The organism is Mesorhizobium sp. M1D.F.Ca.ET.043.01.1.1 (assembly GCF_003952385.1).
In the GTDB taxonomy this organism is placed as follows: Bacteria; Pseudomonadota; Alphaproteobacteria; order Rhizobiales; family Rhizobiaceae; genus Mesorhizobium.
The window spans coordinates 5,254,166-5,272,502 of record NZ_CP034444.1 but is presented as its reverse complement, the minus strand read 5'-3'; the positions used below and the strand labels follow the sequence as shown (position 1 = coordinate 5,272,502).

Below are 18,337 nucleotides of genomic sequence, written 5' to 3'. Positions count from 1 at the left end.
GCATTCTTGTGCGCCGGCGCGAGCGCTATATGATCACTCCCTAACCTGTGCCGCCTTCGAAAGGTTCGACACTTGGAGCCTGCCACGCCTGCCGCCCCCGCAGTGCGCGAGACATTGGAGCGACTGCTTGCCAGCGAAACGTTCGGACGGTCCGAGCGCGCGCGCAGGTTGTTACGCTATCTCGTGGAGCGTGAGCAGGCCGGCGAAGGCGACAGGCTGAAGGGCCTTTCCATTGCTATGGACGTCTTCGGCAAGGACGGCGATTTCGACGCATCGACCGACGCCGTCGTCAGGGTCCAGGCCGGGCGGCTGCGTGAGCTTCTGGAACATTATTTCGCTAACGAGGGCATCGCCGAGCCGGTGCGCATCGCCATCCCGCGCGGCGGCTATGTGCCTTCCTACGAGCTGAACGCCATCCGGCTGCCGGCCGAGGCCCAGAGCGCCGATGGCGGCAAGGCCGCTCCGCCATCGGCCGAGCGTTTCGAGCCCCCCTCGCCTGCCCGCGCCGCGCGGGCCGACGCCGCGCCGCTGATGACGGCTCCGGCACCGCCCGCATCCGCCTCGTCGCTGGCGCGTCAATTGCGCTTCTTCTGGGCCGCCATGGTTGTGGTCATCGCCATGCTGAGCGTCCTTGTCATCCGCCAGGGCAACGCCTTTCTTCACAGTGACGACGCGACTGCGCCCGTCGAAGTCGAAACGGCGACCGGCAGCGTCGCCCCCGACATATTCGACACCCTGCCTTTGATCTACATGGCCATCAAGGCCGACGGACCCGAGGCGGCCCGTGTTGCCGCCTCGCTGCGTGCCGGGCTCGCCGGCTTCGACACCATCGACTTCATCGGACGCGACGCCGACGCCACGCGCGATCGTTCCGCCGATCCGGTCAGCTTCGTTTTCGATCTTATTCCCGGACCTGCTGCAGGCGACGTCATGATTGAGCTGCAGAGCGTCGCGACGGGACGGGTTCTCCTGTCACGCAACCTGACATCGGCCGAAAGCGCGCCCGGTGCGGTCGAAAGCAACATCGCCAATCTCCTGACTTCGACCATCCCCGCTTCCGGCGCGATCTACAACTACATCGACCAGAGCGACATCCGGACCGGCCAGATCGGATGTCTGGTGCTTAACGACCGTTACTATCTCGACCAGAGCGCCAAGACGCATGAGGCTGCGTATCGCTGCCTGGAGAAGCTGGTCGGCGAAGGCACGAAATCGTCGCTCGTCTATTCGGAAATGGCTTCGCTGCATCTGGAAGCCGTCAACAATCACTACGCCTATCCGCCCGACGCCACGGTCGAGCAGGCCATGTCGTTTGCCCACCGCGCCATCCAGATGGGACCGATGAGCCCGCACGCGCATCGCGCCTATGGCTACCTCAACTCTCGTCTGGGCAACACGGACGAAGCGATCCGCTGGATGCGCAAGGCTTATGAGCTCAACACCTACGATCTAGGCATGGCGGCCGCCTATGGCTATGGCCTGATCTTCGCCGGCCGATACCAGGAAGGAACGCCGATCCTCGCCCACGCGGTCGAAGCGTTCAGCGGCCACCCGACCTGGTGGGATTATGGCCTGTTTGTCGGAGCCTTCATGCAAGGCGATACCAAGAAGGCCGCGATCGCCAGCGAGTCGCTGAGGACCACCGCGTCAAAATCGCATTACCTGGCCGCACGGCTGATCGGCGCCAAGATTTCAGGCCGCGACAAGCTCGCGAGCGAGTTGGCGAACGAACTGACGGCCGAATTCCCGAAATTCGCTGCCAATCCGCGCGCGGTCTTCGTCGACAGGAAGTATCCCGCCGATCTCACCGATCGGTTGGTGCAATCCTTGCGCTCAGCGGGAATCGGCAACCCGAGCTGAACCGTCGCGGGCTATGTGCCGGTGCGCCGATCCCGAATTGCCATCGATATTCGCCGTGCCGGCTCGCTCGGCCAGGCATGGGACCGAAATTCAACAAGTATTAGGGCATGCTTCCACATTCGGTCAGGCGCATGCATTCCCGGTCGCGAAAATTTTACTGGCTATCGAGCCGCCCGGGGAGCAATTCAGCCACAATCCTGAATTGCCGTTCGCCTTGCTTCGCAGCCATAAATTTGATGCTCCTGTCCCTTCACGTCGCCGAAAGCGGTGCTGGCTCGAAGACGATCATCTTCCTGCACGGCTTCGGCGGTTGCCATTCGATCTGGCGCGACGTGATTGCGGAATTGGTGCCCGGCGTTAGGGCATTGGCCTACGACCTGCCCGGCCACGGAAATTCCCTTGAGTACCCGGAAACGGCAGGCGCCAAGCAGGCGGCACGCGCCATCCTCGCGGATTTGGCCGGCCGCCGGCTCGGCAAGGTCCACCTCGTCGGCCATTCCATGGGCGGCGCGATCGCAACGTTGATGGCGCTCGCCGACCCTGAAAGAGTCGCCTCGCTGACCTTGCTGGCGCCCGGCGGCTTCGGTCCCGAGATCAACGGTTCGCTGCTGCGCCGCTATGCCGCCGCCGACGACAGGGACGAGGTCCGCGCTTGTCTTGCCGCCATGTCGGGGCCGCGGAGCGCGCCTCCTGAACATGTTGTGGAGGCGCTTTTCCGCATGCGTGAGCGGCCGGGCCAGTTGCCGACCCTTGTCGACACGGCGGCCGCGATGACCAGGGATGACCGGCAAGGCGTCATCCCGAGCGAGCGGCTGGAAACCCTGAACATGCCGGTAATGGTGGTTTGGGGAACGGACGATCCCGTCCTGCCGGTCGCCCAGGCCGAAGGCTTGCCGCCGCATTTCCACCTGCACCACGTGCTGGCGGCCGGCCATATGCTGGTCGAGGAGGCGCCTGACCTGGTTGCAGAGGCCGTACGCCGCAACACGCGCCGCCGCGGCAGGAGCCAGCAGCCCGTATTCGGCGCGGCGGCGAGCTGAGCCCATCTCGCAGTGCATTTTGCCGGCGACTGTGTTAACTCGCTGTTTACCAACAGCGAGGCAGCCGCCATGAAGGATGCAGGCGACAAAATCACCCCGATCGAGCCGTCGCAAAAGCTCACGGACGCGATCCGCGACGTCAAGAACGCCTTCGCCGACCGCGACGACGTGGTGGTCGACATGCGCGAGGCGCATCGCATGCGGCTCGAGCTGCTGGCGGCCGAGCTCGCGCCCGTCTTCGCCGGTGTACCGACCGAGATAGACAGTTTCGACTTCGCCGTCTCCTCCGGCCTGCAGCCGCGGTTGTGGATCGATGCCGTCAGCCATGTCGCCATGGGGCGGGACCGCCGCACCTTCCGCTTCCTCAAGGAAACGCGCATCGGCCGCGTGGTGCTGGCCGAATCGACCGACATGAAGCCCGTCGCCGATGCCGTGACGCGATATGTGGCCGAGCGTGTCGTCGAGCGGCAGCGGATGATGGAGGGCTTGGTCGAGAGCGCCGCGCCTGGCCTGCATCGCGCCGAGGTCCAGGAAGCCGAGCCGCCCTTGCAGTCCGCAACGCGCCGCAACGGCTGGACGACCTTCTTCGCCGGGCTTGGCCTGATCGCCGCCGGCGCGCTGGTGGGCCTTGCGATATCGCTCCTGCTGTTCTGGGACCGCATCGCCCAGATGAAGATCAGCTTTTGACTGGCTCAGCTTCTGACGAGTTCACGGGCCGCCGCTGTGTCGGCGCCCAGCTCTATCACCTGCAGGTCTGACGGCGGCAGTGCCGGACCGGTCAGGCCGCGCCGTGTCAGGCGGATGCTCCAGCTGCCCTTTTCCCCGTCAATCTCGAACAGATTGTACTGCGCGGCGGGATGCTTGCCGCCAGGTGCCTGGCCGGCGGCGGCCACGCCGACCACCGGCACCTTGGCGCCGCGCGGGCCGATGGTGAACAGCGACGGCAGGTGCGAGTGGCCATGCAGGACAAGCTCGGCGCCGTGCCGGCGAATGACCTTGTTGAAGCGCGCGATGCCGAACAGCCGCTTGTGCTGCGAAACCGCGCCGCGCACCGGCGGATGATGGATCATGATGGCGCGAAACAGCCCCTGCTTGGCCGTGGCGTCGAGGATCTTGCCGAGCCGCTCCGCCTGGCCCTCCATGAAGAAGCCGTTGGCCATGAAGGGCGCCGTGGCCCGCGCCGTCGTGACGCCGATCAGCGCGACGTCGCCGCGCACGCGCAAATAGGGAAAGGAATTGCGGTCGACCAGGCTGTTGACGCCGTCGCCCGTCATCCACGGCGCCCACGACCGGCAGACCTTGTCGAAGGCGCCGGGCACGTAGGCGTCGTGGTTTCCCGGCACCACCGACACATCGTTCGGAGAGCCAAGCGTCTCCAGCCAGTGCTTCGCCATCTCGATCTCGCCGTCGAGCGCCAGGTTGACGAGATCGCCGGTGACGGCGAGATGGTCGGGAGCGTTGGCCTTGATATCGGCAACGATCGTGTCGATGACCGCATCGTGCATATGGCGGCGGCGGTTACGCTGCCAGTTGACGTAACCCAGCACGCGCTTGGACGCGAGGTCGCGATAGGTTACATCGGGCAGCGGCCCCAGATGGACATCGGAAATATGTGCGAGCCTGAGCATAGCCCATTCTTAAGCGACCCCGCTCAGGCTTTCTACTCACCGTTTGCTGTTCGCTTGGCGATTGCCGGATGACCGGCGCCATCGATCCGGAACAGGCGTTCCGCCAGACCGGCTGGTCAGGCCTGAGGGCAAGGCTGTTCCATCTCTATTTCCTGCTGCGGCGTCCGATGACGCTTGGCGTGCGCGGCTTGATCTATGACCGGGAGTCCAATTCCGTCTTCCTCATCCGCCACACCTATGTGCCGGGCTGGCAATTGCCAGGCGGCGGCGTCGAGTTGGGCGAGACGCTCGTCGAGGCGCTGGCGCGCGAACTGGCCGAGGAAGGCAACGTCGCGCTGACCGCTCCGCCGGTGCTGAAATCGATGCATTTCAACCACCGCGCCAGCCGCCGCGACCATGTCGGCCTCTATCTGATCGAGGCCTTCAGCCAGACCGCGCCGAAGCTGCCTGACCACGAGATCGCCGAGGCAGCGTTCTTCCCGCTCGACCGTTTGCCCAAGGGCACGACGCCGGCGACGTTGCGGCGGATTGGAGAGATTTTTGGCGGCGAGCAGCCTTCGCCTTACTGGTAGCTACGCCGCCCTCCTGAACCGGCTGCGATCATGGGGCGCCGCATAGTCGAGCTCCGGCCCAACCGGAACGATCCCCGTCGGATTGATCGATTTGTGGCTGCCGTAATAGTGCGACTTGATGTGATGAAGGTTGACCGTGCCTGAGACGCCCCGCACCTGATAGAGGTCGCGCAGATAGTTCGACAGGTTCGGATAGTCGGCGATGCGGCGCAGATTGCACTTGAAGTGGCCGACATAGACCGGATCGAAACGCACCAATGTGGTGAACAGTCGCCAGTCGGCCTCGGTGATGCGTTCGCCCACCAGGTAGCGCTGCTTCGAAAGCCGCTCCTCGATCGTGTCGAGAGCCAGGAACAATTCGCCGAACGCTTCCTCATAGGCTTCCTGCGTGGTGGCAAAGCCGGTGCGGTAGACGCCATTGTTGATCGCCGGATAGACCAGCGCATTGATCTCGTCGATCTCGGCGCGCAGCGACGGCGGATAGAAGTCGAGGCTCGCATCGCCCCATTCGTCGAAGGCGGAATTGAGCATCCGGATGATCTCGGAAGACTCGTTGTTGACGATGGTCTCCTGCTTTTTGTCCCAGAGCACCGGTACGGACACCCGGCCCGAATAGGCGGGATCGGCCTTGGCATAGATCTGGTGCAGATATTCGAGGCCGTAGAGCGCGTCGCCGGTGGCACCGTCCTGCGCCTTGAAGGTCCAGCCGTTCTCACCCATGAAATGGTGCACCACGGAGACGGAGATGATCCCTTCCAGCTTCTTCAGAACACGGAAGATCAAGGTCCGGTGCGCCCAGGGGCAGGCGAGCGAGACGTAAAGATGGTAGCGGCCGGGCTCGGCCTTGAAGCCGCGCTTGCTGCCTTCCGCCGGCGCGCCGTCGCGCGTCACCCAGTCGCGCCATTGCGCTTCGGCGCGCACGAACCTGCCGCTGCCATCGGCAACGGTCGACCGGTCCTGCCATCTGCCTTCAATCAGCAATCCCATGCGAAATCTCCTTGCGGATCCAACAGACATTTAGGCTTCTGACCGGAATCTGAAACCCTCAGGCGCTGAACAGTTCGTCAACGACGAACCGGATCGTCAAGCGGCGGAAGAAAGGTGAAAGCGCCGATTGCAGCGGGGAAGAATTGATGCTAGCGGAGGCGCCCATGTTCGACTTTGCCACGATCCGGTTCGACCGACGACGAAAGGGCGCCCGCGCTTAAAGCGCTGACTGGCGAACGCTGCCGCTTGCAGCAACCTTCCCTCGCATACCGGAACGCAAAGACCATGAGCCTTGCCGACGTGACATACCTGCCGGAAGCCCCGGCGCACGATCCTGAAATCGAAGCCATCAACGACGAGGCCTTCGGGCCCGGCCGTTTCGTGCTTGCCGCCTACAAGATCCGCGAGGCCGGCGGGCACGACCGCTCGATGTCCTTTGTCGCCGTCAAGGACGAGACGGTGATCGCCTCGGTGCGCATGACGCGGGTCGCCGCCGGCGCCGGGCGCGCCTTGATGCTCGGCCCGCTTGCCGTGCGGCCTTCCTTCAAGAATCTTGGCATCGGCCGCCGGCTGGTCGCGATAGCGCTCGAGGCCGCCGCGAAGGCCGGCGCCCCGGCCGTCATGCTGGTCGGCGACGAGCCCTATTACGGGCCGCTCGGCTTCAAGCGCTTCCCGCGCGGCCAGATCACCATGCCGCGCCCGGTCGATCTCGACCGGCTGCTCCATCACGAAATCAGGCCCGGCGCGGTGGCCCGGTTCGTCGGCGAGGTCTGCCATGCGGATACGGCGCGGGTTGCCGACCTGGCCTCGGCCGTGGTCCGTGCTTCGGTCAACCCTCAGCCCTCGATCGACGCGGTCATCCAGGTTGCGCCGCAGCAGCGCGCTTCGTAGCATGACCCGAAATCCTGGGAGGACGCCGGCATGAATCCGAATGGCCAGATCGCGATCGTCACCGGAGGTGGCTCCGGCCTTGGCGAAGCGACGGCGCGCGCCCTCGCCGGCAAGGGCGCCAAGGTTGCCATACTCGATATCGGCATCGATCGCGCGGCCAAGATCGCGGCCGACATTGGCGGCATTGCGCTTCAATGCGACGTCGGCAGTGCCGACAGCGGCAGCGCTGCCATTGCCGATGTGGCTGAGAAGCTTGGCGAGCCGCGTATCCTGGTCAATTGCGCCGGCATCGCCATCGGCGTGAAGACGGTCGGCAAGGACGGTCCGCACCCGCTCGACCAGTACCGCAAGGTGATCGAGATCAACCTGATCGGCACCTTCAACATGATCCGCCTGGTCGCCGACCGGGCGGCGAAACTCGACCCGCTCGCCGGCGGCGAGCGCGGCGTCATCGTCAACACCGCATCGGTCGCGGCCTATGACGGCCAGATCGGCCAGGCCGCCTACTCGGCGTCCAAGGGCGGCGTCGTCGGCATGACGCTGCCGGTCGCGCGCGATCTCGCCCGCTCCGGCATCCGCGTCTGCACCATCGCTCCGGGCATCTTCAAGACGCCGATGATGGCCGGCATGCCGCAGGAGGTGCAGGATTCGCTCGGCGCTTCAGTGCCCTTCCCGCCCCGCCTCGGCGAACCCTCGGAATATGCCGCGCTCGCGCTCCACATCATCGAGAACCAGATGCTGAACGGCGAGACCATCCGCCTCGACGGCGCGATCCGCATGGCGCCCAAATAAAAGGGAATGGTCACGACGCAGACAGCCGCCGACAAGACAGGGCCGCTGGCTGGCCTCAGGGTGATCGAGATGGCAGGCATCGGCCCGGTGCCGCTCGCAGCCTTGATGCTGTCGGAAATGGGCGCAGACGTCCTGCGTATCGAGCGGGCGGACGCCAAGCAACCGCTTCTGTCCTTGCCGGACGCCTGCGACCTCGACCGCCATGGCCGCTCCATCCTCAGGCTCGACCTGAAACGCCCCGATGGCGCGGCGCTCCTACTGCGTCTTGCGGAAAAGGCCGACATCCTCATCGAAGGCTTTCGCCCGGGCGTCATGGAGCGGCTGGGCCTCGGACCCGACATCGTGCGCGACCGCAATCCGGCGCTGATCTATGGCCGCCTGACGGGTTTCGGCCAGGACGGCCCGCTTTCGCCCCGCGCCGGCCATGACATCACCTACCTCGCCTATGCCGGCCTGCTACACGCCATTGGCCGGCAAGGGGCGCCGCCCGTGCCGCCGCTCAACCTCGTCGCCGATCAGGGCGGCGGCGCCATGATGCTGATTGCCGGCGTGCTGGCCGCCCTCTTCCAGCGCTCGCGCACCGGCGAGGGCGAGGTGATCGATGCCGCGATGGCCGAAGGCGCGTCAATGCTCGCGGCTCCCGTCCACGCCTTCATGGCGGCAGGCCTCTGGAACGACCGGCGCAGCGAGAACCTGCTCGATTCCGGAGCGCCCTTCTACGACACTTACGAGACCGCCGACGGCCGGCACGTCGCCGTCGGCTGCCTCGAGCCGCGGTTCTTTGCCGAATTCGCCAGACAGTTGCCGCTCGACCGGCGTTTTGTCGGCAGCCAGTATGACCGGGCGTCGTGGCCGCAGATGCGTGCCGCGATCGCCGCCAGGATCAGAGAGAAGACGCGCGACGAGTGGACCGAGGTCTTTGCCCCGACCGATGCCTGCGTCGCTCCCGTCCTGTCGCTGACCGAGGCCAGGGACCACCCGCAGAGCCGTGCCCGGCAAGGTTTTGTGCGATCGGGTACGCTCGAACGCCCAGCGCCGGCGCCGCGCTTCTCGAAGGCCGCGTCGACGCCTGCCGCGGCGCCGACGGCCGCCGACCGCCAACCTTCGGATGTGCTGAGCCGCTTCGGCATCGACGAAAGTGAAATCGAAGCCCTTGTCAGGTCCGGCCTGTTTGGCCAATAAACCGGAGGGCAGAAATCACCTTATCGCGGTGAACGCTTTGGCCGAGACCAGGAAGGATGTCATTCGCGAGACCGACGCCGAGGCCGTCAGGCTGGCGAAGACGCTGGTCCGCTCGGCTCGCTTCGGCGCGCTGGCGGTGATCGAGCCCGGCACCGGCGCGCCGCTGGCAAGTCGGGTCGGCGTGGCGACCGACATGGACGGCGCGCCGCTGATCCTGGTCTCGATGCTGTCCGCACATACCGGCGCGCTTCTCGCCGACCCGCGCTGCTCGCTGCTTCTTGGCGAACCCGGCAAGGGCGATCCGCTCGCGCATCCGCGCATCGCCCTTGTGTGCCGGGCGCTGCGGTTGGAACGTGGATCGGCCGATCACGCCCGCGCCGAACGGCGCTATCTCAACCGCAATCCGAAGGCGAAGCTCTATGCCGGGCTCGGCGATTTCTCGATATTCCGGCTCGAGCCTGAGCGCGCCGGCCTGAATGGCGGCTTCGGCAAGGCCTATCTTCTGGATCGCGCCGACCTGACCACCGGCGGCCCAATCGTCGACGAGCTCGCGGCCAGCGAACAGTCGGCGCTGGATCACATGAACGCCGACCATGGCGATGCGCTTTGCATCTATGCGCGCCATTTCGGCCGGGCCGAGGGCGATGGCTGGACCGTCACCGGCTTCGATGCCGACGGCATGGACCTGGCTTCGCCGGATGCCGTGTGCAGGGTCTTCTTCCCGCAGCCGTTGGGCGCTGCCCGCGAGTTGCGCTCCGTGTTGGTCGAGATGGCAAAGACCGGACGCGGCGCCGGCCAGGCACAGTAGCGAAAGTTAATCGCTCTAGATCGAAAGCAACTCTTGAGATTTAGATAAAATGATCTACCTTTCGTTGCAGCGCTGATTCACGGCGCTTCCTGACCTGAACATCGTGGAATCAGCCACCATTGCCCCCATGGCGGCTGGATGAGCCAGAAAACATGGGGGATCTATGATCTCGAGCAAGCTAGTCGCCAACGCCGAATCGGCTGCCGCGTTTCTGACGCTCATGGGCAATGAAAAGCGGCTGCTGATCGTCAGCTATCTGATCGAAGGCGAAATGTCGGTCGGTGCCATCGCCGAGAAAGTCCAGTTGAGCCAGTCCGCCCTGTCGCAGCATCTGGCCAAGCTGAGAGCGCTCGATCTCGTCGAGACGCGCCGCGATCGCCAGATGATCTACTATTCCTGCAAGTCCGACGCGGTGCGCGAGCTGCTGCGCATGCTGGAAGGCATTTTCGGCGACGGCGACCTATCCCAGATGGCCTACAGGATGCGCCGCGCCGGCACTTGACCCGCGCTCTCCAAAGCGCCTTACCTCGCTGGCATTTTTTGCCGGCGAGATTTGCATGAACCTCATTCCCATCGACGACCCGCACGATCCCCGCGTCGCCGCCTATCTCGACATCCGCGAGCGCGATCTCGTCGGCCGGCAAGGCCGCTTCGTCGCGGAAGGCAAGGTGGTGCTGGATCTCCTGCTATCGGCCGGACGCTTCACGGCGGAGTCGGCCCTCATTCTGGAAAACAGGCTGGCGGGCCTGGAAGGCGTGTTGCGCAAAGCGCCGGCCGATTTCCCGGTCTATGTCGCCGGCGGTGCGGTCATGGACCGGATCGCGGGCTTCCATATGCATCGCGGCATATTGGCGATCGGCGTTCGGAGCAGTCCGCAATCCGCCGAAGCCCTGCTCGAAACCCTGCCCGCAAGCGCGCTGGTCGTGGTTCTGGTCGGCATATCCAATCACGACAATATCGGCTCGATCTTCCGCAACGCCGCGGCCTTTGGCGCGGATGCCGTGCTTCTGGATTCCACCTGCTGCGACCCGCTTTACCGCAAGGCGATCCGCGTTTCGGTCGGCGCGGCGCTGAAGGTTCCCGTCGGCTCTTTCGGCGACGCCTCGAGCTTGACCGCAACGCTTGACCGGCTGGGCTTCAGCCAGCTTGCGCTCTCGCCACGCGGCGAAACCGACATCCGCGCCGCGGAAAGAACGTCTCGGCTGGCGCTCTATCTCGGCACTGAAGGCGAAGGCCTGCCCGAAGCACTGCTCGAACGCCTGCGGACCGTGCGGATCGGCATGGCGGAGGGCTTCGACAGCCTGAACGTTGCAGCCGCCTCGGCCATCGCCCTGCATCACTTCTCGAAACGGTAGCCGCGCCGCAACCACCGCCCGCCGCTCGGCTGGCTTAGAGCAATTCCAGGAAAAGTGTGAGCGGTTTTCCGTCGGAATTGCGTAAAAACAAGGAGATAGGGCGTTTGGCCGTTTCGGTAACACGGTCAAATGCACTAGTTGGTCGGGTCGGTCTTCTGCAGGGCCCTTACGCGGTCGGCGAGGCTAATTCCGCGCTCACCCACGTCCTGCCGCCCCTCGCGAGGGGTCGCCAGGGCCTTGGCGATCGGCGAATCCGGCCCGTCCAGCCTCATCGTCAGATTGACGACCTCGGCCGCCAGTTCGTTCATCTGTTCGCGAAGCGCCGCGCCGGCGCGTCGTGCATCGCCTGCCTGTTCGGGCTTTGCCGTTTCGAGTACGGCAAGATCGGTCTTGAGCCGTTTGTTTTCCCGCGCAAGCGCCGTCAGCCTCGCCTCCAGCCGCTCGCGATCGCCTTCGAGCTTGGCGATGGCCTTGTCGATGCCACCGCCGCCTTGATCGGCCTGGTGCGCTCCGCCGTTTGCCGCGCGATCCTGGCTTGGGCGTTCACGCATCCTAGCCAGCTCCTTCTCGCGCCGGTCGAGCTTCTCCTCGCGATCGGCAAGGGTCGCAAGCAGCCGCTCGAGCTTCTTGTCCAGCTCGGTTGCCCGCTTCTTCTCCGCCTTGAGCGTGTCTCTGGCGGCTTTGCTTTCCGCGACGAGTTCCTGATTGCGCCGGTCCGCTTCCTTGCGCTGGCTGCGCAGCACCGCAATGTCGTTGGCGAGCTTGTCCAGCTCCGATTCGCGGGCCACGAGCTCGATCTGGCGGTTCGAGGAAGAGAAGCTGGCGTCGTCGTACATCTGCTCCAGCTTTTGCAGCTCCAGCGCCCGCTTCTCCAGGGCGCGCTCCGTCTGCCCCAGCTTTTCCGACAGCCTGTGCAATTCCTCCCCGCGCTGCCTGAGCTCCGCGTTCTTGGCCTGCAGATCGGATAGCGCCTGGTTTTTGTCCTTCTTCTCGACCGCCAGTCCCTTCAGGGCCTCGCTGCCGCGGCCGATCTCGACCAGTTGCTCGGCCACCTTCTCCTTGAGGCTCTTGATGTTCATCTCGAGCCGGCGCGTGTTCATGGCGAATTCGGCGCGGACCCGGTCCTTCTCGGCCAGGATCTCGGCAGGCGTCAGCGGCATCGAGGCTTCGAGGCGCCTGCGCGTCAGGACGACGGCGCGCCGCCAGACGGCCGGCGCTATCAGCGACACCAGAAAGACGGCGCAGAGGAAGCCGAGTGCGAAGAACAGGATCGACTGGACCAAGGTGGACTATTCCGTATGCGAGGCGGCGACCCGCCAATGCCCGACTGTGCCACCTTGGCATGGCGGAAATCCAGCGTCGCGGCAAGAGCATGCCGCGGCGCGAACGGGCGGTTGTGACAATCCTGTCCGCTCAGAACGGATTCCAGGTCGCCCGTTCCGTAAGCTTCAGATAGCCGAGATTGACGCCGAGCCGGGCGCCGACGCCGGTGCGGATCGGGACGATGAGCACCCTGTTGCTCTGCAGCACGTTGAAGCCTACGCCCGCCACGACATAGGCGGAACCGGCGACGCCGCCGAAGCGGTTGTAGAGGCTGCTGATGTCGTCGAGATTGTAGACCAGCATCATCACGCGCGAGCCTTCGCCGCCGAAATCCCAGCCGAGCGATGGGCCTTGCCAGAACACCTTATGGTCGCCGGCGTTCTTGGTGTAGAGCGTGCCCTCGCCATAGGTCAGGCCGCCGATCAGCGCGCCGGATCCTTCCTCGCCGAGCAGGTAGCCGTTGGGCAGGCCGTAGGACGCGAAGATCTTCTCGACCACAGTGGCGAGACCGCCGGACGTAGCGCCGAAGAACTTGTGGCCGGAATCGACGATCTCCTGCGCGGTGTATTCCTGCGCCCGCGACGCGGAGGTTGAGACAATGAGCGCGCCCATGAGGGCGATCGTCATGGCGAGGACGCGGACGAATGTCCGGTCATAGAATCGGGAAAACATGCTTCCAATCTCCGTCAGGGAGCACTTTCGCCGACGCCTCGTACCCCTACGGCTCTTGGCGGCCGTTTCGAGATGACTATCACGGGCAAACTATGCCGTAATCCTTTTTCAACCATTAAGCTGGCGCAGGAAGATGGCGGTTCGAAGGCTGGCGGCCCGACACGGTGTCCACAAGCCTCGTTTTCCCGGCCTGAACGCGCCATTTTCGCCGTCGGTGGCCGCGGATTTGTTGATGCACGGGCGGGCGCTGTGTATTCAGAGGCCTTGGAAGAGAGCGTGATTCGCGTGGCGGGCGCGAAAACGCTCGGCCATGAATATGTGAACCAGCAGGGATTTCTCCGATGGCCGAGCTCTTCACCCTCTCCGCCCCCGATCTGGCGGCGCTTCTGTGCAGCCGCGTCTGCCATGACATCATTTCGCCGGTCGGCGCCATAAACAACGGTCTCGAACTGCTCGATGAAGGCGGCGCCGACGAAGACGCCATGAAACTGATTCGCCAGAGCGCCAGGAACGCTTCGGCGCGGCTGCAGTTTGCCCGCATCGCCTTCGGCGCCGCCGGCTCGGCCGGCATGATGATCGACACCGGCGACGCCGAGGCCGTGGCCATCGCCTTCTTGAAGAACGAGAAGCCGGAACTGGTCTGGAACGGCGCCCGCGCGCTGCTTCCCAAGAACAAGGTCAAGCTGCTGCTCAATCTCCTTCTCGTCGCCAACGCGGCCATACCGCGCGGCGGCAAGCTGGTGGTCACTCTGGAGAACCTGGAGACCGAGCCGCGTTTTTCGCTGTCGGCCAGCGGTCCGATGCTGCGCGTGCCGCCGAAGTTCCTCGAGCTGCACTCCGGCCACAAACCCGAGGAGCCGATCGACGCCCATTCGGTCCAGCCCTACTACACGCTGCTTCTGGCGCGTGAGGCCAATATGACGATCTCGATCCATGCGACCGCGGACGAGATCGTTTTGTCGGCGGTATGAGGCAAAGGCCAAGAACAGGCCAAGTATTGTTTTCGCCGATGTTGTCGCTTGCCGCGCAAACGAAGCAACGTCCGCCCTTGCCGGAGTGTCGGCTTGGCGCTGAAAAACCGCGCCTTACGCCTCTTTGCAAAAACTTTACCTAACGGCTTTTCGGCTTCTTTACCAGATTGCCCTATGGTGCCCTGAGGTTACCGGAGGTTGCCGGTTCGGCAGATGGCAAAGAGGACCCGGAAATGAAGCGCTGCCTGTTCGTGGACGATTCGAGCGTCATCAGGAAGGTCGCAAAGCGGATCCTTGGCGGCTCGGACATCGTGGTCATAGAAGCGGCCACCGGCCTTGATGCCATCGAGATCTGCTCCAGCGATATGCCCGATGTCGTCGTCGTCGACGGCGGGTTGGCGGATATGCAGGCCGCGGATCTCATTCGTCGCATCCGCAGCATGGACGCTGCAGTCAAGCCACAGATCCTGGTGTCGCTGATCGAAGTCGATGTCGGCGCGATCATGCGGGCGAAGCGGGCCGGCGCCCAGGGCTATCTGCTGAAGCCGTTCAATCGGGCGCAATTGCTCGAGAGCTTCCGTGTCCTGAAGATCGCCGCCTGATCTCGCGGACGGCAGTTTTCGCGCAAACGAAAAACCCGGCCGGAGCCGGGTTTTTCGTTTGATTTTCCTGATCTTAGCTCAGGCACTGACGCGGATGTCTTCCGGCTCGCGCAGCACATAGCCGCGGCCCCACACCGTCTCGATATAGTTCTGACCGCCGGACGCTGCGTCGAGCTTCTTGCGCAGCTTGCAGATGAAGACGTCGATGATCTTCAGTTCCGGCTCGTCCATGCCGCCATAAAGGTGGTTGAGGAACATCTCCTTGGTCAGCGTCGTGCCCTTGCGCAGCGAGAGCAGCTCCAGCATCTGGTATTCCTTGCCGGTCAGGTGCACGCGCTGGCCGCCGACCTCGACCGTCTTGGCGTCGAGATTGACCACCAGGTCGCCGGTGGTGATGACCGACTGGGCATGCCCCTTGGAGCGGCGCACGATGGCGTGGATGCGCGCCACCAGCTCGTCCTTGTGGAAAGGCTTGGTCATGTAGTCGTCGGCGCCGAAACCGAGGCCGCGCACCTTGTCCTCGATGCCGGCCATGCCGGAGAGGATCAGGATCGGCGTCTTGACCTTGGAGAGGCGAAGCGTGCGCAGCACCTCGTAGCCCGACATGTCGGGAAGATTGAGATCGAGAAGGATGATGTCGTAGTCGTAGAGCTTGCCGAGATCGACCCCTTCTTCGCCGAGGTCGGTCGTATAGACGTTGAAGCTTTCCGATTTCAGCATCAACTCGATGCTCTGTGCGGTTGCACTGTCGTCTTCAATCAGCAGAACACGCATTTCATTCCCCTTTTCTGCTGCCGGACCCTTTCACGGCCCGTCCGGGACCCGGAGCAGTGATTGCCTGAACAGAAGGTGCCACCGACTGGTTAACAAATCCTAATTTCGTGTCGGTCACGATATCAGAATTTTTAACCCCTTTCTACACCTACTTGAATCTAATAACGAATCGTAGACCCAAATTGCTCATGTACCACATTAATAAGCCAGCCTAAGTGACTCCAGAGACTCGCAGGCCGCGCTTCCCGCCGCTGCCGGAATTTTTACCCGGCCTTAAGTCCTCGCCCGTATGATTAACAATGCCCGTAAACGAATGGTTACCGCCGGCAAAAATCTTTAGGGGTTTGTTTCCCATAGAGTGGGGAAAGCCGGGGGAAACGGGCGACGCTTGGGCCTTTCGAGGCCGATGGGACGATAAGCAGATGTGCGTTTGCGGAGTACCGAGTCATGAAGTCACGTGAAAACCTCGTTCGGCTGAAGCAGTTTCAGGTGAATGAGAAGCGGCGCCAGCTGTTGCAGCTGGACATGATGATCGCCGAGTTCGAACGCATGGCCGTCGAATTGGAGGCGCAGATCGTCGCCGAAGAGAAAAAAGCCGGCATCACCGACATCAATCATTTTGCCTATCCGACCTTCGCCAAGGCGGCACGCCTGCGCCGCGACAACCTCAGGAACTCCCAGGGTGACCTTGCCCAGCAGCGAACCATGGCCGAATCATTACTCGGCGAAGCTGAAGCGGAGCTTTCCAAGGCCGAGATGCTGGAATCGCGCGACAGCAAGATCCGCGACGCCGAAGTGGGCGGCCGCAGCGCCATGATCGGCTGAGCCGAGCGCGCTTTGCCGCCATCGCCGGGGTCCTCCGGCATCGCCCTTGAGACCGCGCCGGGCCTGTTCCCGCCCGCGCTTCCGCGTCAAGGCAGCATTGCCATATCGTCCTGATGGTCCGCCGATGCCCTGGCACGGGCATCCTTGATGTCGGGCGCATGCTCTTCCGCCCAGGAGCGGATCTGGCTGAGCAGTTCCGCAAGATTCTGGCCAAGCTCGGTCAATTCATACTCGACCCGCGGCGGGATGACCGGGAACACTTCGCGCCTGACTAGGCCGTCGCGCTCCAGCACACGCAGCGTCTGGGTCAGCATCTTCGGCGTGATGCCCTCCAGCTTGCGCGCCAGCTCGCCATTGCGCATCCGTCCGCGCCGCAGCGCGCAAACGGTCAAGTAGACCCATTTGCTGGCCAGCATCTCGAGCACGGTATGCGATGGGCAGGTGCGGCGGAAAGCGTCGTAGCCGAAAGGGGATTTGTCGTCACTATCCATGAGGTGCCTATATATAGAAAAGGTACATACTAGACAATAGGATATTACTATCCAAATGATAGCGGCATGCCAATCGAACAGGAGGCTTCCATGCGTGCCGTTATCCAGAACACCGTCGGCGGGCCCGACGTCCTTTTTGTCGCCGAACAAGCTGATCCGTCACCCAAGCCTGGCGAGGTGCTGGTTCGCGTCAAGGCGGCCGGCATCAACCCTGTCGACGGCGCCGTGCGCGGCGGCTTTTACCCGTTGCTTGGCGAGCCGACCTTCATTCTCGGCTGGGATATTTCCGGAACCGTCGAGGCGCTGGGCGCCGGCGTGACCGCCTTCAAGGTCGGCGACGAGGTGTTCGGCATGCCACGCTTTCCCAAACAGGCCGGTGCCTATGCCGAGCTCGCGGCAGCGCCGGCGGACGAGATCGCCGTCAAGCCCGCCGGCATCGATCATGCCCATGCGGCGGCGCTACCGCTTGCCGGCCTCACCGCCTGGCAAGGCCTTGTCCGGCAGGGCCGCCTGCAATCCGGTCAGCGCGCGCTGATCCATGCCGGCGCCGGCGGCGTCGGCCATCTGGCGGTGCAGATCGCCAAAGCGTTGGGCGCCTATGTCGTCTCGACCGCCAGCCCGGACAAGCTCGATTTCGTGCGTTCGCTCGGCGCCGATGAGGTCATCGACTACACCAGGGACGATTTCACCGGGAAGGCCGGCAATGTCGATCTGGTCCTGGATCCGTTTGGCGGCGACCACGCCGACGAATCGCTGAAGTCGCTGCGCGACGGCGGCGTGCTGGTCTCGCTGCTCAACGTCCATGACGCCACCAGGGCGAAGGCCAGCGCGCGCGGCATTCGCGTCGAGCGCATCTCGGTCATCCCCGACCGCGACGGCCTGGTCGAGCTCGCCAGGCTGGTCGAGGGAAAGAAGCTCTCGCCCCACGTAGCGAAAATCTTCCCGCTCGATCAGGCGGGCGCCGCCCATGCCTTCCTCGCAACCCGGCCGATCGGCAAGGTCGTGCTGACGGTCTGAGTGCAAGGCCGCTTCAGAAAAATGAAAGGGCGCGGAATCCGCGCCCTTGTTCGTTTCCCGGCCAGTGCTAGTGCCGGTATTGCTGGATCCGCGTCGTGCGCAGCCCGGCAAGGCCATATTCGTCGATCGATGCCTGCCAGGAGAGAAATTCCTCGGTGGTGAGCTTGTAGCGCTGGCAGGCTTCTTCCAGGCTGAGCAAGCCGCCGCGCACCGCAGCGACTACTTCCGCCTTGCGCCGGATAACCCAGCGCCGTGTGTTGGTCGGCGGCAGATCGGCTATCGTAAGAGGGCTGCCGTCAGGCCCGATAACATATTTGACTCTAGGTCTAACCAGATCGGTCATCGTACTCTCTACTAAAAACTCAAAGACCCAATCCCCGCCACAGTACCGCCACAGCTTTAAAAATTGCCTAAGCGAACCCTAATGACTAGGTAAGGATCGTGAACGTCGCGTTAGGTTTTTGTTCGGCATTTGAGATAATCGCGGTCCCGGGACCGAATTTGCCGGGAAAAATCGCCAAAAAAATCGCCTAAAGGAGGCAAGCTG

Annotated in this window: 21 protein-coding genes; 14 read left to right on the top strand and 7 right to left on the bottom strand. The window is 63.9% G+C overall.

Annotation, left to right across the window (positions count from 1 at the left end; genetic code table 11):
* The first annotated feature begins 72 nt into the window (after window positions 1–72).
* From EJ067_RS25540 to EJ067_RS25530, 3 genes are all read left to right on the top strand, one after another.
* Entirely contained in the window at window positions 73–1,860 is a 1,788-nt protein-coding gene (locus EJ067_RS25540) for a hypothetical protein (protein ID WP_126087960.1), read from the top strand.
* Between the two features lie 236 nt (window positions 1,861–2,096).
* Window positions 2,097–2,900: an alpha/beta fold hydrolase gene (locus EJ067_RS25535; protein ID WP_126087959.1), complete on the top strand. Its 804-nt coding sequence runs from the start codon at window positions 2,097–2,099 to the stop codon at window positions 2,898–2,900.
* Between the two features lie 69 nt (window positions 2,901–2,969).
* Window positions 2,970–3,587, top strand: a complete 618-nt coding sequence (locus EJ067_RS25530; protein ID WP_126087958.1) for a hypothetical protein — start codon at window positions 2,970–2,972, stop codon at window positions 3,585–3,587.
* 5 nt (window positions 3,588–3,592) lie between these two features.
* On the opposite strand, the gene EJ067_RS25525 is transcribed toward EJ067_RS25530, so the two are convergent.
* On the bottom strand, window positions 3,593–4,528 hold the full coding sequence (locus tag EJ067_RS25525; protein WP_126087957.1) for a metallophosphoesterase: 936 nt from the start codon (window positions 4,526–4,528) through the stop codon (window positions 3,593–3,595).
* Window positions 4,529–4,596: 68 nt separating this feature from the next.
* On the opposite strand from EJ067_RS25525, the gene EJ067_RS25520 reads away from it, so the two are divergent.
* On the top strand, window positions 4,597–5,100 hold the full coding sequence (locus EJ067_RS25520) for an NUDIX domain-containing protein (protein WP_126087956.1): 504 nt from the start codon (window positions 4,597–4,599) through the stop codon (window positions 5,098–5,100).
* Here the strand turns inward: EJ067_RS25520 and EJ067_RS25515 are convergent, their stop codons facing one another.
* The gene (locus EJ067_RS25515; RefSeq protein WP_126087955.1) at window positions 5,101–6,087 is read right to left on the bottom strand and encodes a glutathione S-transferase family protein; all 987 of its coding nucleotides are present in this window, start codon (window positions 6,085–6,087) and stop codon (window positions 5,101–5,103) included.
* Between the two features lie 285 nt (window positions 6,088–6,372).
* Here EJ067_RS25515 and EJ067_RS25510 point away from each other — a divergent pair, with 285 nt between their 5' ends.
* The 6 genes from EJ067_RS25510 (at window position 6,373) to EJ067_RS25485 (ending at window position 11,115) form a co-directional block, all read left to right on the top strand.
* Entirely contained in the window at window positions 6,373–6,978 is a 606-nt protein-coding gene (locus EJ067_RS25510) for an N-acetyltransferase (protein WP_126087954.1), read from the top strand.
* 30 nt (window positions 6,979–7,008) lie between these two features.
* A complete protein-coding gene (locus EJ067_RS25505) occupies window positions 7,009–7,770 on the top strand; it encodes a 3-hydroxyacyl-CoA dehydrogenase (protein ID WP_126087953.1) in 762 nt (253 codons plus the stop codon).
* Between the two features lie 6 nt (window positions 7,771–7,776).
* A complete protein-coding gene (locus tag EJ067_RS25500; protein WP_126087952.1) occupies window positions 7,777–8,952 on the top strand; it encodes a CaiB/BaiF CoA-transferase family protein in 1,176 nt (391 codons plus the stop codon).
* Window positions 8,953–8,989: 37 nt separating this feature from the next.
* Window positions 8,990–9,760, top strand: coding sequence for a HugZ family protein (locus EJ067_RS25495; RefSeq protein WP_126087951.1), 771 nt, complete (start codon window positions 8,990–8,992; stop codon window positions 9,758–9,760).
* A 163-nt stretch (window positions 9,761–9,923) separates the two neighbouring features.
* Window positions 9,924–10,262 carry a metalloregulator ArsR/SmtB family transcription factor gene (locus tag EJ067_RS25490; protein ID WP_126087950.1) on the top strand — a complete coding sequence of 113 codons (339 nt, stop codon included), beginning with the start codon at window positions 9,924–9,926 and terminating at the stop codon, window positions 10,260–10,262.
* Between the two features lie 55 nt (window positions 10,263–10,317).
* Window positions 10,318–11,115: an RNA methyltransferase gene (locus tag EJ067_RS25485; RefSeq protein ID WP_126087949.1), complete on the top strand. Its 798-nt coding sequence runs from the start codon at window positions 10,318–10,320 to the stop codon at window positions 11,113–11,115.
* A 134-nt stretch (window positions 11,116–11,249) separates the two neighbouring features.
* On the opposite strand, the gene EJ067_RS25480 is transcribed toward EJ067_RS25485, so the two are convergent.
* Together EJ067_RS25480 and EJ067_RS25475 are read right to left on the bottom strand one after the other, a co-directional pair.
* Window positions 11,250–12,398, bottom strand: coding sequence for a hypothetical protein (locus tag EJ067_RS25480; RefSeq protein WP_126087948.1), 1,149 nt, complete (start codon window positions 12,396–12,398; stop codon window positions 11,250–11,252).
* Window positions 12,399–12,528: 130 nt separating this feature from the next.
* Window positions 12,529–13,065, bottom strand: coding sequence for an EipA family protein (locus tag EJ067_RS25475; RefSeq protein ID WP_245468344.1), 537 nt, complete (start codon window positions 13,063–13,065; stop codon window positions 12,529–12,531).
* Window positions 13,066–13,451: 386 nt separating this feature from the next.
* Between EJ067_RS25475 and EJ067_RS25470 the strand changes: the two genes are divergently transcribed.
* Both EJ067_RS25470 and EJ067_RS25465 read left to right on the top strand, forming a co-directional pair.
* Complete coding sequence (locus EJ067_RS25470; protein WP_126087946.1) at window positions 13,452–14,081, top strand: histidine phosphotransferase family protein; 630 nt, start codon at window positions 13,452–13,454, stop codon at window positions 14,079–14,081.
* Between the two features lie 233 nt (window positions 14,082–14,314).
* Window positions 14,315–14,683, top strand: a complete 369-nt coding sequence (locus EJ067_RS25465; RefSeq protein ID WP_126087945.1) for a response regulator — start codon at window positions 14,315–14,317, stop codon at window positions 14,681–14,683.
* Window positions 14,684–14,761: 78 nt separating this feature from the next.
* Here EJ067_RS25465 and ctrA read toward each other — a convergent pair whose 3' ends face one another.
* On the bottom strand, window positions 14,762–15,457 hold the full coding sequence (gene ctrA / locus EJ067_RS25460; protein ID WP_006203583.1) for a cell cycle two-component system response regulator CtrA: 696 nt from the start codon (window positions 15,455–15,457) through the stop codon (window positions 14,762–14,764).
* A 447-nt stretch (window positions 15,458–15,904) separates the two neighbouring features.
* Here ctrA and EJ067_RS25455 point away from each other — a divergent pair, with 447 nt between their 5' ends.
* Window positions 15,905–16,282, top strand: coding sequence for a flagellar export protein FliJ (locus tag EJ067_RS25455; RefSeq protein WP_126087944.1), 378 nt, complete (start codon window positions 15,905–15,907; stop codon window positions 16,280–16,282).
* Window positions 16,283–16,368: 86 nt separating this feature from the next.
* Here the strand turns inward: EJ067_RS25455 and EJ067_RS25450 are convergent, their stop codons facing one another.
* A complete protein-coding gene (locus tag EJ067_RS25450; protein ID WP_126087943.1) occupies window positions 16,369–16,773 on the bottom strand; it encodes a helix-turn-helix domain-containing protein in 405 nt (134 codons plus the stop codon).
* A 90-nt stretch (window positions 16,774–16,863) separates the two neighbouring features.
* Between EJ067_RS25450 and EJ067_RS25445 the strand changes: the two genes are divergently transcribed.
* Window positions 16,864–17,790 carry an NADP-dependent oxidoreductase gene (locus EJ067_RS25445; RefSeq protein ID WP_126087942.1) on the top strand — a complete coding sequence of 309 codons (927 nt, stop codon included), beginning with the start codon at window positions 16,864–16,866 and terminating at the stop codon, window positions 17,788–17,790.
* A gap of 67 nt (window positions 17,791–17,857) precedes the next feature.
* On the opposite strand, the gene EJ067_RS25440 is transcribed toward EJ067_RS25445, so the two are convergent.
* The gene (locus EJ067_RS25440) at window positions 17,858–18,133 is read right to left on the bottom strand and encodes a DUF1153 domain-containing protein (protein ID WP_006203587.1); all 276 of its coding nucleotides are present in this window, start codon (window positions 18,131–18,133) and stop codon (window positions 17,858–17,860) included.
* Window positions 18,134–18,337: the final 204 nt, after the last annotated feature.